This window comes from Holophagales bacterium (assembly GCA_016719485.1).
Taxonomy (GTDB): Bacteria; Acidobacteriota; Thermoanaerobaculia; order UBA5066; family UBA5066; genus UBA5066.
In genome coordinates, this window is record JADJZB010000020.1 from 251,077 (window position 1) to 267,912 (window position 16,836).

Below are 16,836 nucleotides of genomic sequence, written 5' to 3' on the forward strand. Positions count from 1 at the left end.
TTCTACTATGGCGGCCGGATTCAGGAGATCCCGAGGAGCTCCGCGACCTGTTCGGGCGGGGCCATGTACGCCCCTGCCTGGCGTTTCCTGATCTTCCCGGTGGGCGTCGTGACGAGAAAGTGCGGGACTCCGCGGACGCCGGCCGCTTTGGCCCACGTCCCGTGGACGTCGAGGCGCGTGGGGCGGCCGATCGACTTCGTCATGTCGAGACAGGCTCCGGTTTCGTCCATCCCGACGACGAAGACGGTCTCGTAGCCCTTGGTGCGAATGTGGTCGGCGAGTGCGACGTCCCCGGGCAGCGACGAGCGGCAGGGGCCGCACCACGGCGCGACGTAGACGACGAGACAGCCGCTGGCCCCGGTGCAGTGGATGGGTGAGGCGGAGGAATCGGACGCGGTCCCGCCTGCGGTGGCCGATGTGAGGGCGAGGTCGGGAAGGTAGCTGGGCCGGCGGAAGTAGAGGACGGCCGCGATGGCCCCGAGCGCGAAGAGGGCGAGCGTCCAGGGGGACCGGCCGGCAGGCGCCGGAGCCGAGGACGTGGGTACGGTGGAGCGCAGCTGTCCGGGAGGCGGCGAGATCGTGCCCATCGGCGCGAATCGTAGCGCGCGGCGAGCGCGTTACCGCTGCGCCGCACCGGGCGCAGCGGGGAGGAGGCCCTCGATCTCGCGGTGGAGGAGATCCGCGAGGCCCGGGAAGTCGTTGTGCGTCGCCTCGGGCACCTCGACCCAGCGGGAGCCCGGTCGCGCGGCGGCGAGGCGCCGCCCCATCTCCACGGAGACGACGTCGTCCCGGGTCCCGTGGAGAAGGGCGACGGGCGAGGCGACGCGCCCGACCTTCGAGAGCGAGTCGAAGCGGTCCCGGATGACGAGCGGTGCCAGCGCGCCTGCGACGGTGCGTCCCACGTCGACGATCGACGTGTAGGCCGAGACCAGGACGACCGCGGCGACGCGGTGGCGCGTCGCGAGCTCCACGGCGACACCCGACCCGAGCGAGCGCCCGGCGAGGACGACGCGCGACGGTGGGACGCCGAGCCGTCCGAGCTCGGCGAGGGCCGCCTCGCCGTCGGCGTAGAGGCCCTGCTCGCTCGGCGAGCCGGCGAGCCCGCCGTACCCGCGGTACTCGGCGAGGAAGACGCCGAGGCCGCGCGCGTGGAGCGATCCGGCGAGCGACAGGTTCTGCGCCGCCGCCTCGGCGTTCCCGTGAAAGTAGAGGACGACGGGGCGGTCGGGCACGAGCGGCGGGAAGCTCGCGCCCGCGAGGCGGACGCCGTCTGCGGTCTCGTAGCGAACGACGGTCCACCCCTCGCCCGGGCCCGGCTCGGGGAACGGCGCCTGCGAGGCGGGGAAGATCATCGAGCGGACGAGCGAGGTCAGCATGACGGCGGGAAGAGCGACGGAGGCGAAGAGCGTTACGCCGCAGCCCATTCTGGCAGCGCGGGTCCGAAATCGGATCACCCGCAGATTGTAGGGATGGAGGCCAGCGACACGCGTGTCCTGGGACCTCCTTCGCGCCGTTGGCTGCAGCGGCGGGCTGGTACGATCGAATCGTCCCTTCCGGAGATGTCGATGAGCGGAGACGAACGGCAGCCTGACCATTCCGCGCACCCGGGGGGCCTGTCGGCAGAGACGAAGGTCCAGCTCCTCCTTGACCTCTCGCGGAAGGTCCGCGGCACGCTCGACCTCGGCGAGACGCTCGACCGCCTCCTCGACGCGGTGCGTCCCATCGTCGGGTACGACGCGGCGGGGATCTTCGTCCTGAACGAGGACGTCTTCGCGGGCCACCGCCGGAGAGAGCTGATCGCGGGCGTCGCACGGCGCGGCTTCGAGGAGAGGCCGCCTGAGACCGACCCGATGCTCTCCCACGGGGCAGGCATAACCGGGCACGTGATCCGGACCGGGGAGAGCGTCGTGGCTCCCGACGTGCGGCTCGACCCCCGGTACGTCGTTGGCCGCGAGTCGACGCTTTCCGAGATCGCGGTGCCGATCACGATCGGGGAGAGGACGATCGGCGCCCTGAACCTCGAGAGCGACCGCTGCGGCGCGTTCGGCGACGACCACCTCGACGCCCTCCGGTTCTTCGCAGAGGCCGCGGCCGTCGCCGTGGACAAGGCGATGCTCCACAGGAGCCTCCTCGAGAAGCAGGAGCTCGAGGCGCAGCTCCGCGTCGCCCACCAGGTGCAGTCGCGGCTCCTCCCCCAGGGGCCGCCCTCGGTCGAGGGCTACGACGTCGCGGCCATCTACATCCCGAGCTGGGAGCTGGCGGGCGACTACTACGACTTCTTCCGCCTCCCGGGAGGCAGGCTCGGGGTGGTCGTCGCCGACGTCGCAGGCAAGGGCGTGCCGGCGGCGCTCATCATGGCGACGTTCCGGGCCCTGCTGAGGGCTCACGTGGCGTCGGGGGCCGCTCTCGCCCAGATTGCCGCCCGGCTGAACCGGCTCCTGCGCGACGACTGCCGGCCGCACGGCTTCGTGACCTGCTTCCTCGCCGAGCTCGAGCCGGCGACCGGGCGGCTGACGTACGTCAACTGCGGTCACGTACCTCCGCTTCTCGTCGGGGCAGACGTCAGCGAGGAGGAGCTGAGCGAGGGAGGCCCGGTCCTGGGCGTCTTCGAGAAGGCCTCCTATGTCGCGCGGGAGGCGACGCTGGAGCCGGGGCAGACCCTCGTGCTCCTCACGGACGGCGTCAGCGAGGCCCGCCGGCCCGACGGCGAGGAGCTCGGGGCCGGGAGAATTCGCGCCATCGTGCGCGAAGGCTCGTCGCGCGGCGCGGCCGCGGTCGCCGACGAGATCGTGAGGCTGGCGCGCGAGTTCACCGGGTCGACCGGGTTCGAGGACGACTTCACGCTCGTCCTCCTGGCGCGGCGCGCGGGCGACTGACGGCCCGCCGTGGCATCGTCCGCGGAAATGTCGACCCTGCTCGCTCCGACCGACACGTTCGGCCTCTGGGCCTTCCTCGCCGTCGGCGCGGCCGTCGCCATCTGGCTCGAGCAGCGCTACCGCTGGGCGGCCGCCGTCACCGGGGTCCTCCTCGCCCTCTTCTGGGGAATGCTCGGGGTGAACCTCCGTATCGTCCCACCCGAGTCGCCGGTCTGGGACGCGGTCTGGAGCCACCTCGTCCCGCTCGCGATCGCCCTCCTCCTCTTCGACGCCGACCTGCGCCGCATCTGGCGCGAATCGGGTCGCATGTTCTGGATCTTCAACCTCAGCGCTCTGGGGACCTGCCTCGGCACCGTCCTCGCCGTCCTCGTCGTCGGAAACGGCATCCCGGACGTCGCTGCCGCCGCGGCGCTCATGACGGGGACGTACATTGGCGGCACGGTCAACCTCGTCGCGCTCTCGGCCGCGCTGTCGCCCCCGAAGGAGCTCGTGGGAGGTCTCCTCGTCGCCGACAACGTGACGATGGCGCTCGCCTTCGCTCTCCTCGTCGCCCTCCCGGGGCTCGCCCTCGTGAGGAAGCTCTTCGCCCATCCCTTCGAGGACGCGGTCGACGCGATGGGCGCGGGGGCGGACGAGTCCGGTACGGCTGCGGGCTCCGGGAAGGGGACGCGCGCGGCCACGTTCTGGAAGCCGAAGGAGATCTCCCTCGCCGACCTCGCGACGGCGCTCGCCATGGCGCTCGGGGCGGTCGCGGTCTCGGTGGCGATCGCCGACGCGGTGAGGGCGATTCCCGGCGCCCCCGAGCTCGTCAGGCAGACGCTCGGCCAGAAGTACCTCGTCCTGCCGCTCGTGATGGCGGGCCTCGCGACGGTATTCCCGGCACGGCTCGCGGCGATCCGCGGTGCGCACGAGCTCGGCACGCTCGTGATGTACCTCTTCTTCGTCGTCGTCGGCGTCCCGGCGAGCGCGGCCGCACTCCTCCAGAGGGGACCGATCCTCTTCCTCTTCACGGGGATCATCGCCGCCGTCAACGTCGTCGTGACACTCGGTGCGGCGAGGCTCTTCCGTTTCACGATCGAGGAGGCCGTCCTCGCCTCGAACGCGACGCTCGGCGGGCCGACGACGGCGGCCGGGATGGCCGTCGCGAAGGGGTGGGACGGGCTCGTTCTCCCGGGGATCCTCGTCGGCGTCTGGGGCTACGCCATCGGGAACTGGGTCGGACTGCTCGTGGGCCGCCTCGTCGCCCACCTATAATATAAAATCAAGACCTGACCCCGATTCTCGTTGACATTCCGCGGGCGGGCGCGCAGAACGCCGTGGTGAATCTCCGGCTCCTCGGCACCCTCCTCCTCGGGCACCTCACGACCGATCTCGCGCAGGGGATGATCCCCGCCCTCCTCCCGTTCTTCATCGCCGAGCGGGGCCTCAGCTATGCCGCCGCGGGCGGGCTCGTCCTCGCCGCGACGGTCGCGTCCTCGATCGTCCAGCCGGTTTTCGGCTACTTCGCCGATCGCCGGCCGTCCCCCTGGCTCGTCCCGGGGACGCGGATGGGCGGGGGCGTCGCGCCGACCTACCCACGGGCGCGTCGCCTTCCACGGTCTCGGCGTCGCGGCCTTCCACCCGGAGGGGGCCCGGGCTGCGGCGTTCGCCTCGGGCGAGAAGCGCGCGACGGGGATGAGCTTCTTTTCGACGGGCGGAAATCTCGGCATGGCGACCGGGCCTCTCGTCATCACGCCGCTCGTCCTCGCGCTCGGCCTGAGGGCGACGCTCGCGCCGCTCCTCCCGATCCTCCTCGTCGCCGCGTTCCTCTCGACCCAGCTGGGCCGGCTGGCGGCGCTCCGGGCTCACGGGCACGGGACGGCCGCCGCCGCCCGATGCGGACCGGTGGGGACCGTTCGGTCGCCTCGCCGTCGTCGTCATGAGCCGGTCGGTCGTCTACACCGGGCTCTCGTCGTTCCTGCCGCTCTTCTTCGCGGGAGTCCTCGGACGGACGAAGGCGGAAGGGGCGACGGCGCTCTCGATCCTCCTCGGCACGGGCGTCGTCGGGACGCTCGCCGGCGGCCGGCTCGCCGACCGCTTCGGCAGGCGAGTCGTCATCCTCGTCTCGATGACCGCCCTGGCGCCTCTCCTCTACGCCCTCGCCTCCGCGCGCGACCCGCGCGTCGCCACGGCGCTCCTCGTCCCGCTCTCTCTCGCTCTCTACCTCCCCTTCAGCGTCCTCGTCGTGATGGGGCAGGAGTACCTGCCGAACCACGTCGGGACGGCCTCGGGCGTGACGGTCGGCCTCGCGGTCACCGCGGGCGGTCTCGCGGCTCCGCTCCTCGGTCTCGTCGCGGATCGCTGGGGGGTCGCGGGCCCGCTCTTCGTCGTCTCGGCGCTGCCTCTCCTCGCCGTCGCCCTCACGCTGACGCTGCCCGACTCGCGGACCGTCCGGGCGCCGGGCGCCGCCGCGGCCTGATCGACGCGGGTCGCCGGAGCGTCAGTCGGCGATCCCGGAGCGCGCCGGGCCGCCCTCGTTCGTCCACCCCAGCCGGTCGAAGAGCGCAAAGAGGAGGCTGAGGGCGACGGCGACGAAGGTGCCCAGGGCCATTCCCTTCAGCTCGACGGCACCGAGCTTCACGGCGGCGCCGCTCGCGCCGCTGACGAGGACGACGGAGGTGAGGACGAGGTTGCGGGGCCGGGTGTAGTCGACCTTCTTCTCGACGAGCATCCTGATACCCGCGGCGGCGATGACGCCGAAGAGGAGGATGCAGACGCCGCCCATGACGGGCGTCGGAATGCTCCGGATCGCGGCCGCGAGCTTGCCGACGAAGGAGATGACGATCGCCAGGACCGCGGCGCCGCCGATGACCCACACGCTGAAGACGCGCGTGATGGCCATGACGCCGATGTTCTCGCCGTACGTCGTGTTCGGCGTGGCGCCGGCGAATCCGGAGAGGACGTTCGAGAGGCCGTCGCCGAGGAGGGAGCGGTGGAGGCCGGGGTCCTTCACGAAGTCGCGTCCGACGACGTTCCCCGTGACGACGAGGTGGCCTATGTGCTCGGCGAGGACGACGAGACCTGCGGGGAGAATCATCAAGATCGCCTGCGGCGAGAACGTCGGCGCGTAGACGTGGGGCATCTCGAGCCAGGGTGCGCCTGCGACGGCCGAGAGGTCGACGATTCCGGCGACGAGCGCGGCTCCGTAGCCGACGACGACTCCGACGAGGACGGGGATGACCCCGAGAAAGCCCCGGAAAAGGACCGACCCGAGGATGGTGACGCCGAGCGTCACCATCGCCACCGCGACGACGGTTCCGCGGCCGGGCTGGGTCGCACCCTCGCCGGTGAGACCGGCCATGCTCGTGGCCACGGGGGCGAGCTCGAGGCCGATGACGGCGACGATCGCCCCCATGGCGGCGGGCGGGAAGACGACGTCGAGCCAGCGGGTTCCCGCGACCCGGACCACCTGCGAGACCAGGATGAAGAAGACGCCGAATGCGATGAAGCCCCCCTGGGCGGCGGCATAGCCCCCCAGCTCCGGGTGCGCCAGGACGGCGAAGACCGGCGAGAGGAACGCGAAGCTCGACCCGAGGTAGGCCGGGACCTTCCCGCGGCAGACCGCGAGGTAGACGAGCGTCCCGATGCCGTTCATCAGGAGCGACGTCGCGGGGCTCACCTTGAAGAGGAAGGGGACGAGGACCGTCGCCCCGAACATCGCGAAGAGGTGCTGGAGGGAAAGAGGGAGCGTTTGAAGGAGCGGGAGCCGCTCGTCGACGTCGATGATCCGTCGCTCCATGGAGCGTCCTCCTCGGAGCCGGCCCGCCGTCCGGCTATATTGGAAAATCAAGACCTGACCCCTTCGGGGAACCGTCCATTGTAGTTCCGTCGAGGCGAATTCGTGCCGATTCCTCGGCGCATTCCGACGTTTCCCTCGCGGCGCGTCGAAGACTAGGATGCCAAGGTCATGCCCGCTGGGCGCCGCTCCGGACGGAGCGCTTTGAGACCCGTTTCTCTTTCGAACGCCGTCGATCACGCAGCGGGAGCCGGGACCCGACCGGGTTTCGCTCTCGCGGGAGGGATCGCCTGATGTCCACAGATCTCGACTACCTCGCCCCCACGACCGTCGACGAGGCCATCGCGCTGAAAGCCACGCCGGGGACCGCGTGGCTCCTGGGCGGGACCGATCTCCTCCCCCAGATGAGGGCGGGCCGGAAGGCTCCGGAACGCCTCGTCGACCTGAAGCGAATCCCTGGCCTTCACGAGATCCGCAAAACTGCGGACGGGGGCCTCTCGATCGGGGCCGCGGTGCCGCTCGCCGACATCGAGGTCCACCCGGACGTCCTCGACCGCTTTCCGCTCCTGGCCGAGTGTGCGAAGACGGTGGGCGCGTGGCCGCTGCGCCAGCGGGCGACTCTCGCCGGAAACCTCTGCAACGCCTCTCCCGCGGCCGACACGGCGGTCGCGCTCCTGGCCCTCGACGCGGAGGTGAAGGTCGCCTCCTCCGCCGGACGCCGCTCGATTCCCATCCGCGAGTTCTTCCTCGGGCCCGGCCTCGCCGCGCTCAGCCCGGGGGACCTGGTGACGGAGATCGTCCTTCCAGGTGCCTCCGCCGGCTTCCGGGGCTCGTACCTTCGGCTTTCGAGGCGGAACGGCATGGACCTGGCGACCGTCGGCGTCCTGGTAGGAAAGTCGAACGGCACTCTCCCGGCGCGCTGGCGCGTGGCGCTCGCGGCCGTCGCTCCGACTCCGCTGCGCCTGCGCGCGGTGGAAGAGCTGCTCGAAGCGAAGGGGGCGGCCGCCGCGGACGAGGCGTCGGAAGCGGCGAGGGTCGCCTGCCGTCCGATCACCGACCTGCGCGGGAGCGCGGAATACCGGCGCGAGATGGTGGGCGTCCTCGTCCGCCGCGGCGTCGAGGGCCTGGGCTGAAGGGGGCGCCGATGAAGAAGACGATCTCGCTCGAGGTGAACGGCGTTCCCGAGACGGCCGACGTGGAGGTCGGCACGACGCTCCTGCGCTTCCTGCGCGACGGGCTGGACCTGACCGGGGCCAAGGAGGGGTGCAACGAGGGGGAGTGCGGGTCGTGCATGGTCCTCATGGACGGGCGCCCCGTGAACAGCTGTCTCGTCCTCGCCGTCGAGGCCGACGGCCGGTCGGTGACGACGATCGAGGGGCTCGGCAAGGACGACGTCCTTCACCCTCTCCAGAAGGCGTTCCTCTCCCACGCGGCCATCCAGTGCGGCTTCTGCACGCCGGGGATGATCGTGAGCGCGGCGGCCCTCCTGCGCGAGAAGCCCGACCCGTCCGAGGACGACGTGCGCAAGGCCCTCGCCGGGAACCTCTGCCGCTGCACCGGCTATCGCCAGATCGTCGACGCCGTGCACGCCGCGGCGGCCGAGATGAGGGCCGCTTCCAGCGTCGACGACGAGGCCGGCGCGGGGAAGGCCGCGGCGCCCGCGGGAGGTGACGGCGTGACCGCCGCCCGTTCCGTCGGCACGGACGTCCCCCGCGTCGAAGGCCTCGAGAAGGTGACGGGCGCGGCGCAGTACACCGCCGACCTGAAGTTCCCGCGGCTCCTGCACGTCGCCGTCGTCCGCTCGCCCCACCCGCACGCGCGGGTCCTCGACGTGAGGACGGAGAAGGCGGCGCGGATGCCGGGTGTCCGCGCGGTCGTCTCCGGCCGCGACTTCCCGCTCCACACCGGCATCTACCTGAAGGACCAGACGGTCTTCGCGACCGACCGCGTCCGCTTCGTCGGCGACCCCGTGGCCGCCGTCGCCGCCGAGACGCCCGAGGCGGCCGCCGAGGCGGCCGCCGTCGTCGCGGTCGACTACGAGCCGCTCCCGCCGATCTTCGACGTGGAGGAGGGGTTCGCCCCGGGGGCGCCGCTCGTCCACCCCGACCTCGGGAGCTACGAGGTCGTCCCGTGGATCCAGCCGAAGGCGGGGACGAACGTCTGCAACCACCTGAAGATCCGGAAGGGCGACTACGCAAAGGCGCTGGGCGGCGCGTGGCGCGTCTTCGAGAACGTCTTCCGCGTCCCGCAGGTCCAGCACGTCCCGATGGAGCCGCACGTCTCCGTCGCGCGCGTCGACCTCGCGGGGAAGGTCGAGGTCCACACCTCGGCGCAGAGCCCGTTCACGGTGCGCCACCTCCTCTCGGCCTGCTTCGGCCTTTCCCACGGCGACGTCAGGGTCCACGTGCCCTACGTCGGGGGCGGCTTCGGCGGGAAGGCGGGAATCAACCTCGAGCCGATCGCCGTCGCGCTCGCCATGCGCTGCCGCGGCCGCTGGGTCCGGCTCATGGTCGACCGGCACGAGGAGTTCTTCGCGACGGTCGTGAGGCAGGGGCTGACGGCGACCCTCGTCACGGGCGTCGACCGGAGCGGCAAGGTGCAGGCCCAGAAGATGCACTACCTCTGGAACTGCGGCGGCTACGGCGGCTACGGCGTGAACATCGTCCGCGCGGCGGGTTACACCTGCGGCGGGGCGTACGAGTTCCCCAACGTGGAGGGCGACAGCATCGGCGTCTACACGAACCGCCCGGTCGGCAGCGCCTACCGGGGCTTCGGGATGCAGGAGATCCACTGGGCCCTCGAGCAGCAGATGGACAAGGTCGCCCTGGAGATCGGGATGGACCCGGTCGCGTTCCGGCTCCTCAACGCGCTCGGCGCCGGAAAGTCGACGGTGACGGGGCAGGTTCTCGACGAGCACGCCGGACGCGTCGACCTCTGTATCCGCAGGGTCGCGGACGAGATCGGGATGGATCCCGGCCGCGAGAAGACGCCGTACCGCGGAAAAGGCATCGCCTGCGCGGTGAAGGCGCCCGCCATGCCGAACGACGCCGCGTCGTCGGTCGTGATGAAGTTCGCCGAGGACGCCACGCTCGAGATCCTCATCGCGGGAATCGACTACGGGCAGGGCCTGATGACGGTCGTCGCACAGTTCGCGGCGGAAGCTCTCGACATTCCCGTCGAGACGGTTCGCGTGCGGGGCTGCCCCGACACCGACCTCTCGCCCTACGACTGGCAGACGGTCGCGTCCCGCCAGACCTGGGCGACGGGGAACGCCGTCCTCCGCGGGGCGGAGGAGATCCGGCGGAAGCTCTGCGACACGGCGGGCGAGGCGCTCGGAGTGCCTGCCGCGGAGCTGACCCTCCGGGGCGGCGCCGTCGTCCACGAGGCGACGGGACGGTCGCTTCCGCTCGCGCGCCTCGTCATGGGCTACCAGTTCCCCGACGGCCACGCCATCGGGGGCCCGGTCGCCGCGGCCACGTCGTACCTTCCCGAGGGGCTCCTCTTCCTCGACCCGGCGACGAGCCAGAGCGCCAAGCCGGTGGCGAAGTGGACGTTCGGGGCGCAGGCGGTGGAGATCTCGGTCGACCCGGAGACGGGGCAGGTGACGGTGGAGAAGATCGCGGCCTGCTACGACGTCGGCCGCGTCGTGAACCCCGGCCTCATCAAGGGCCAGACGTACGGCGGCATCGTCCAGGGGATCGGCACCGGGACGATGGAGGAGCTCGTCCTCGACACGAAGACGGGCCGCGCGCTGAACGCCTCCCTCATGGACTACAAGATCCCGTCCACCGAGGACGTGCCGGCGGTGATGTCGGTCGACTTCGTCGAGACGCCGCAGAAGGACGGGCCGATGGGGGCGCGCGGCATCGGCGAGCACACGATGATCCCGACGCCGGCCGCCATCGCCAACGCCCTCTTCGACGCGTGCGGCGTCCGGATCTCCGAGATGCCGATCACGGCCGAGAAGGTCTGGCGGGCGCTGAGGGAGAAGGAGAGCGCGGCGAAGGGGGCGAACGCCGAGGCGGCCGTCCCGTCGAGCGTGACCGCGTGAGGAGTGCCGCGATCGACACCTTCCTGGACGACGCGATGAACCCGGTGCGCGTTCTGAAGCCGCTCCCGTGCCGCGAGCTCGATCCGCTTCCGGGACCGGTCTCGAGGGCGTCGCTCGTCCTCGACCTCGCCTGCATCTTCGTCCCCGCACGTACCCGCGCGCTCCTCTCGGGGCAGGGCGGGGAGCCGGGCTCCATCGAGGAGACGGTCGTGAAGTGGGCCCATGCCCGCGTCCGGTCGCTCGTCCGCACTCTTCTCTCGGGGGACGTGCGCGTCGTCGCCTACCGCCCCGACGCCGCGGCGCTCACCGGCCTCGGGCCGGGGCTCACCCCGACAGGGGACGACCTCCTCGTCGGTCTCGCGGCCATGTCGCAGCGCCTCGTCGGGGGAGGGCTCGTCGAGGCGCGCGCGGCGGTCGCATTCTCCACCTCGCTCGCGGGCCTTCCTTCGGAGGAGACGACCCCGGCGGCGCACCGTCTCCTCCAGAACGCCTCCAGGGGACAGTTCCCTTCCGTCCTCGCCTCGGCCGTCGAAATGCTCGGCAACCCTCATGCAGACCCGGAGTCGCTCCGGACCCTGACGGTCCGGCTCGCCGCCACCGGGGCTCATTCGGGCGCGGACCTTTTCGCGGGGGCGCTCACGCTCGTTCACGGCGTCATCGATGGCGAGGAGAAGCCATGAGCACCGGCGTCTTCGTCCACCCGGGCTGCTACCAGGACTCCGCCCGTCTCATGCAGGTGAGCCGGGAGCTCGCCGCCCTCCCCGGCGTCTCCGAGGCCGTCGCGATGATGGGGACCGAGACGAACCGCCGGCTCCTCGCGGAAGCGGGCTTTCCCGAGTCGGAGCTGGCGCGTGCGACACCGCTCGACATGATCGTCGCGCTGCGGACGGATTCGCCCGAGGCGCTCTGCGCCGTGCAGGCCGCGCTCGGCCGCCTGCTCGAGGGCAAGGGCGCCAGCGCTTCCGCGGGCGGCGGGTCCGCGGCGGCACGGCGTCCCGGAACCGTGGCGGAGGCGCTCGAGACCCACCCGGAGGCGAACCTGGTATCGGTCGCGGTCCCCGGCCCGTACGCCGCCTTCGTTGCGCACCGGGCGCTCGACGCGGGGCGGAGTGTCTTCCTCTTCTCCGACAACGTCTCGCTGGCCGACGAGGTCGCCCTCAAACGCCGGGCCGCGGGGCTCGGCCTCCTCGTCATGGGCCCCGACTGCGGAACGGCGATCCTCTCCGGGGTCGGCCTCGGCTTCGCGAACCGCGTCGAACACGGAGCGGTCGGAATCGTCGGGGCCTCCGGCACCGGCATCCAGGAGCTCTCGTGTCTCCTCGACCGCAGGGGCGTGGGCATCTCCCACGCCATCGGCACCGGCAGCCGCGACCTTTCGGAAGCAGTGGGCGGCACGATGACCGAGGCGGGACTGGCGCTCCTGGCGCGAGACCCGGAGACGAAGTGCGTCCTCCTCGTCGCCAAGCACCCGGCCGAGAGCGTGGCAAGGCGGCTTCACGGCATCCTCGCGACGCTCGGCAAGCCGGTCGCGGTCCGGTACCTCGGCGAGCCGGCACGGGGCGCCGTGGACGGGGTGGTGTACGCCGGCTCCCTCGACGAAGCGGCGGAAGCGGCGGCGAAGTGGGCGGGCGCCCGGGCTGCGCCCGAGGTGTCGGCGTCGGTGGAGCCGGACGAGGGCCCCGGACCGGGCCAGGCCATCGGAGAAGCTCGGCTCGTCGGCCTCTTTGGCGGCGGCTCGCTCGCGGCGGAGGCGCGCTGCGTCCTCGCGGCGCGCGGCGTCGAGACGGTCGTTCCCGCCGAGAAACTGTCGGCCCACGTGCCGCTCCCTGCCGGAAACCTCGTGGTAGATACCGGGGACGACGCCTACACCGTCGGCCGGCCGCACCCGATGGTCGACCAGACCGTCCGATGCGAGCTGATCCGCGCGGCCGGCGCCGACCTCTCGGTCCGCGTCCTCCTCCTCGACCTCGTCCTCGGAGACGGCGCGCACCCGGACCCTGCGCCAGAGCTCGTCCGGTGCGTCGTCGCTGCCCGCGCGGCGCGCGGGGGGCGACCCCTCGCCGTCGTCGTCTCCGTCTGCGGCTCGCAGCGCGACCCGCAGGGGACCGCCCGGCAGGAGGACGTCCTGCGCCACGCCGGGATCCACGTCGAATCCTCGGCCTCTCTGGCGGCCGCGGAAGCCGCGACGCTCCTCCCTCTCGTCCGCGAGGAGGTGGCGCGGTGAGTCCGAACGCAGCGAGCGCAAAGACGGAGTCCGGTGAGATGGCGGGTGGAGCGCATCCGCCCTTCTCGACGGACGGCTCGAGGTCGTCCACGCCGGAATCGATGCCGTCGCCGAAGCCCCACGGTCCACCGGCGCGACGGTGACGCTCGTCGACTTCGAGCCTCCTTCGGGCGGTGACCCGCGGCGGATGGCGCTTCTCTCCGAGGTCCTCTCCGGCCCGAAGGCCCCGGAGATCGACGCGGCGAACGCGCGCGCCCTGGCCCGCCTCCTCGCGAGCCGTCCGCACCTCGTCGGCATCGGCATCGCGCGCGACGTCATCCCCGGCATGGCCGAAGACCTCTTCCTCCACGCCGGCCCGCCCGTGACGTGGGAGCGGATGTGCGGCCCGCTGCGCGGGGCCGTGATCGGCGGCCTCCTGCACGAGGGGCGCGCGAAGAGCGTGGAGGAGGCGACGGCGCTCGCCGCCTCCGGGGCCGTCCGCTTCGACCCGTGCCACCACCACGACGCCGTCGGCCCGATGGCAGGCCTCGTCACGCCGTCGATGCCGGTCTTCATCGTGGAGGACCGCGGCGGCGAGAGAGCCGGAACGCGGACGTTCTGCACCCTGAACGAGGGGCTCGGCAAGGTCCTTCGCTACGGGGCGTTCTCGCCGGAGGTCCTCGCGCGCCTCGACTTCATGCGCGACGAGCTGGCCCCGGTCCTCGCCGCCGCCCTCGCACTCCGCGGGCCGATCGACCTCAAGCACCTGATGGCCCAGGCGCTCCAGATGGGCGACGAGGGGCACAACCGCAACCGCGCGGGCACGTCGCTCTTCTTCCGCGAGCTGACTCCGGCGATCGTGAGGGCGACCGAGGACCGCGAGAAGGCGGCGCGGGTCCTCGAGTTCGTCAACGGCAACGACCACTTCTTCCTCAACCTCTCGATGCCGATGGGCAAGTGCATGCTGAAGGCGGCCGAGGGGGAGCGGCTCTCCTCGCTCGTCACCGTGATGGCCCGCAACGGGACCGACTTCGGCATCCAGGTCGCGTCGATGCCGGGACGCTGGTTCACGGGACCGGCGCAGATGGTGCGCGGCCTCTACTTCCCGGGCAGGACCGCGGCCGACGCGAACCCCGACATCGGCGACAGCGCCATCACGGAGACGGCCGGCTTCGGCGGCTTCGCGATGGGGGCCGCGCCGGCGATCGTCCAGTTCGTCGGCGGGACTGCCGAGGACGCCCTCGCAGCCACCCGCGCCATGCGCCGCATCACTCTCGGCGCGAACTCCGGCTTCGCGATTCCCGCCCTCGGGTTCGCCGGCACTCCGACCGGCATCGACCTGCGCCTCGTGGAGGAGAGGAACCTCCTCCCCCAGATCAACACCGGCATCGCCCACAGGGACCCCGGCGTGGGGCAGGTGGGAGCCGGCCTCGTCAACCCGCCCTGGGAGGCGTTCCACGCCGCCCTCGAGGCGCTCGCCGAACACGTCCGCGCGGCGGCCGCGTCGCCCCGCGTCTGAAAACGAAGGAGTCGTCCATGCGTCCGATCGAGCTCTCCATCCCCCTCGGCATCGGCACCCCGGCCTGGCCCACCTACGAGCCGCTCCAGATGAAGTACTTCAAGCGGCTCGCGCCGAACGGCGCGAACGGGCAGATCCTGACGCACAGCAACCACCTCGGGACGCACATGGACGGCGAGATCCACTTCTACTCGCCCGGCAAGGACATGGCGGCCCTCCAGCTCGACTTCCTGATGCACGAAGGGGCCATCGTCGACCTCTCCGACGCCGTCGGCGACTACGACGTCTACACGTCGAAGATGGTCGAGGACCGGGTCGAGGTGAAGGACGGCGACATCCTCATCATCCACACCGGCTACCACCACTACGGGTGGGACCAGCCCGAGGCGGACGAGATCCGTTACATGGTCAAGCACCCCGGCCCCGACCGGGAGTTCGCCGAGTGGTGCAAGAAGAGGAAGCTTCGCTGGCTGGGCGTCGACTGCGGCAGCGCGGACCACCCGATGAACACGATCATCCGGACCTGGATGCCGCGGCAGGCCAAGGAAGCCGACGCCCACTTCCGCGCGAAGTACGGCAAGCCGCTCGACGAGTTCTACGACGACGGCAAGTACCAGCTCATGCACCTCGAGCTCTTCAACCACGGGATCATCCACGCCGAGTGCCTCGGCGGAGACATCGACCTCCTCCTCAACCAGCGCGCGGTCATCGGCGCCTTCCCGTGGCGCCTCGTCGACGGCGAGTCGTGCATCTGCCGCATCGTCGCGTTCGTCGACGACGACCGGCACGCCGCGCTGATGGAGAAGAAGTCGAAGGCCGTGATGACGAAGTGGAACGACGTGTCGGGGGCCCCGAACGCCTGGCTCCACGAAGAGGCCCGGAAGAAGGGCTGAGGCCGAAGCGGGAACGGCTCGTCGTGCTTTCACGCCGCCTCGTCACGCCATGAACGACCTCGCCTTCCGCTCTGCCACCGCGCTCCTGACCGCGCTCGAGACGAGAGAAACGAGCAGCGAGGAGCTCCTGAAGCTCTTCCTCTCGCGCATCGAGCGGCTCGCCGGAAAGGTGAACGCCGTCGTCACGATCGACGCGGAACGCGCGCTCGAAGAGGCCCGTCGCTGCGACGAGGAGCGCTCTCGTGGCGACCTGCGTGGCCTGCTTCACGGTCTCCCGGTCACGGTAAAGGACTCCTTCGAGACGGCGGGGCTGAGGACGACCTCGGGAGGTGCGCCGGGGCTCGAGTCCTACGTACCTGAGAAGGACGCGAAGGCCGTTGCGCGCCTGAAGGCCGCGGGGGCGATCGTCTTCGGCAAGACGAACCTCTCGACGCTCGCGATGGACATCCAGACCTACAACGCCGCGTTCGGCACGACGAACAACCCGTGGGACGCGTCGAAGACCGCTGGCGGCTCCTCGGGCGGCTCGGCCGTCGCGATGAGCGCGGGGCTCTCCGCGCTCGAGCTGGGCAGCGACCTGGGTGGCTCCATCCGGATCCCCGCGGCGTTCTGCGGCGTCTTCGGCCACCGCCCGAGCTTCGGGATCGTTCCGACGCGCGGGCACATACCGGGTCCTCCCGGCACGCTCGCCGCGCCCGGACCTCGAGACGGCCGGGCCGATCGCCCGCTCGGCCGAGGACCTCGACCTCGCACTCCGAGTCGTGGCCCGAGCCGACGAGAAAGACGCCGTCGGCTGGCACCTGAAGCTCCCGCCGCCGCGCCGCCGCGGCTTGTCCGACTATCGGCTCGCCGCCTGGCTCGACGACCCCGCGGCGCCCGTCGACACGGCCCTGCGCGAACGCCTCGAGGCCGTGGTCACAGAGTTGCGCGCAGCCGGTGCCGAGGTCGATACCGAGGCCCGCCCCGGATTCGCCCTCGCCGACAACGCGCGCCTCTTCATGCGCGTGATGTACGGGAGCATGGCGTCGGGCCTCCCCGAGGGGCAGTTCGAGAAGCTGAGGGCCCGCGCCGCGGGCCTCGCCCCCGACGACGACTCCTTCCGCGCCCGCCTGACGCGCGACACCGTCCAGACGCACCGCGAGTTCGAGATCGCCCGGGAGGCGCGCGAGCACATCCGCGCCCTCTGGATGAAGTTCTTCACCCGCTACGACGCCCTTCTCTGCCCGGTCTTCCCGACGCCCGCCTTCCCGCACGACCAGAGTCCCGACTTCGCGAAGCGGACGCTCGCCGTCAACGGCGTCCCGGAGCCCTACCTCGGAACCCTTCTCGGCTGGCCGGCTCTCGCGGGCCTCGCGTCGCTCCCCGGGACGTCAGCGCCCGTCGGCTTCACGAGGAACGGGCTACCGGCCGGCATCCAGGTCGTCGGGCCCTATCTCGAGGATCGGACCTCGATCCACGTCGCGAAGCTCGTCGCGGAGGTCTCGGGAGGCTACGCTCCGCCGCCGTCCGTAGAATAGAA

The 16,836-nt window shown here is 71.6% G+C and carries 11 protein-coding genes and 2 pseudogenes; 10 read left to right on the top strand and 3 right to left on the bottom strand.

Annotated features, from left to right (window positions below; all coding sequences use genetic code 11):
• Positions 1-20: 20 nt before the first annotated feature.
• Both IPN03_11415 and IPN03_11420 read right to left on the bottom strand, forming a co-directional pair.
• Positions 21-587 carry a hypothetical protein gene (locus tag IPN03_11415; protein ID MBK9374311.1) on the bottom strand — a complete coding sequence of 189 codons (567 nt, stop codon included), beginning with the start codon at positions 585-587 and terminating at the stop codon, positions 21-23.
• 30 nt (positions 588-617) lie between these two features.
• Positions 618-1,454 carry an alpha/beta hydrolase gene (locus IPN03_11420; GenBank protein MBK9374312.1) on the bottom strand — a complete coding sequence of 279 codons (837 nt, stop codon included), beginning with the start codon at positions 1,452-1,454 and terminating at the stop codon, positions 618-620.
• Between the two features lie 111 nt (positions 1,455-1,565).
• On the opposite strand from IPN03_11420, the gene IPN03_11425 reads away from it, so the two are divergent.
• From IPN03_11425 to IPN03_11435, 3 genes and pseudogenes are all read left to right on the top strand, one after another.
• The gene (locus IPN03_11425; protein ID MBK9374313.1) at positions 1,566-2,876 is read left to right on the top strand and encodes a SpoIIE family protein phosphatase; all 1,311 of its coding nucleotides are present in this window, start codon (positions 1,566-1,568) and stop codon (positions 2,874-2,876) included.
• A gap of 27 nt (positions 2,877-2,903) precedes the next feature.
• A complete protein-coding gene (locus tag IPN03_11430; GenBank protein MBK9374314.1) occupies positions 2,904-4,130 on the top strand; it encodes a DUF819 domain-containing protein in 1,227 nt (408 codons plus the stop codon).
• 604 nt (positions 4,131-4,734) lie between these two features.
• A pseudogene (locus tag IPN03_11435) lies at positions 4,735-5,334 on the top strand (MFS transporter).
• A 21-nt stretch (positions 5,335-5,355) separates the two neighbouring features.
• Here IPN03_11435 and uraA read toward each other — a convergent pair.
• On the bottom strand, positions 5,356-6,654 hold the full coding sequence (gene uraA / locus IPN03_11440; GenBank protein MBK9374315.1) for a uracil permease: 1,299 nt from the start codon (positions 6,652-6,654) through the stop codon (positions 5,356-5,358).
• Between the two features lie 290 nt (positions 6,655-6,944).
• Between uraA and IPN03_11445 the strand changes: the two genes are divergently transcribed.
• The 7 genes and pseudogenes from IPN03_11445 (at position 6,945) to IPN03_11475 (ending at position 16,834) form a co-directional block, all read left to right on the top strand.
• Positions 6,945-7,784, top strand: coding sequence for a xanthine dehydrogenase family protein subunit M (locus IPN03_11445; protein ID MBK9374316.1), 840 nt, complete (start codon positions 6,945-6,947; stop codon positions 7,782-7,784).
• Between the two features lie 11 nt (positions 7,785-7,795).
• Positions 7,796-10,702: a molybdopterin-dependent oxidoreductase gene (locus IPN03_11450; protein ID MBK9374317.1), complete on the top strand. Its 2,907-nt coding sequence runs from the start codon at positions 7,796-7,798 to the stop codon at positions 10,700-10,702.
• On the top strand, positions 10,699-11,382 hold the full coding sequence (locus tag IPN03_11455; protein ID MBK9374318.1) for a DUF2877 domain-containing protein: 684 nt from the start codon (positions 10,699-10,701) through the stop codon (positions 11,380-11,382). The genes IPN03_11450 and IPN03_11455 overlap by 4 nt, the downstream gene beginning before the upstream one ends.
• A complete protein-coding gene (fdrA, locus tag IPN03_11460) occupies positions 11,379-12,926 on the top strand; it encodes an acyl-CoA synthetase FdrA (GenBank protein MBK9374319.1) in 1,548 nt (515 codons plus the stop codon). The genes IPN03_11455 and fdrA overlap by 4 nt, the downstream gene beginning before the upstream one ends.
• A 187-nt stretch (positions 12,927-13,113) precedes the next feature.
• Positions 13,114-14,424 carry a DUF1116 domain-containing protein gene (locus IPN03_11465; protein ID MBK9374320.1) on the top strand — a complete coding sequence of 437 codons (1,311 nt, stop codon included), beginning with the start codon at positions 13,114-13,116 and terminating at the stop codon, positions 14,422-14,424.
• 17 nt (positions 14,425-14,441) lie between these two features.
• Positions 14,442-15,317: a cyclase family protein gene (locus IPN03_11470; GenBank protein MBK9374321.1), complete on the top strand. Its 876-nt coding sequence runs from the start codon at positions 14,442-14,444 to the stop codon at positions 15,315-15,317.
• 49 nt (positions 15,318-15,366) lie between these two features.
• Positions 15,367-16,834 (top strand): annotated as a pseudogene (locus IPN03_11475) (amidase).
• The last annotated feature ends 2 nt before the right edge of the window (positions 16,835-16,836 follow it).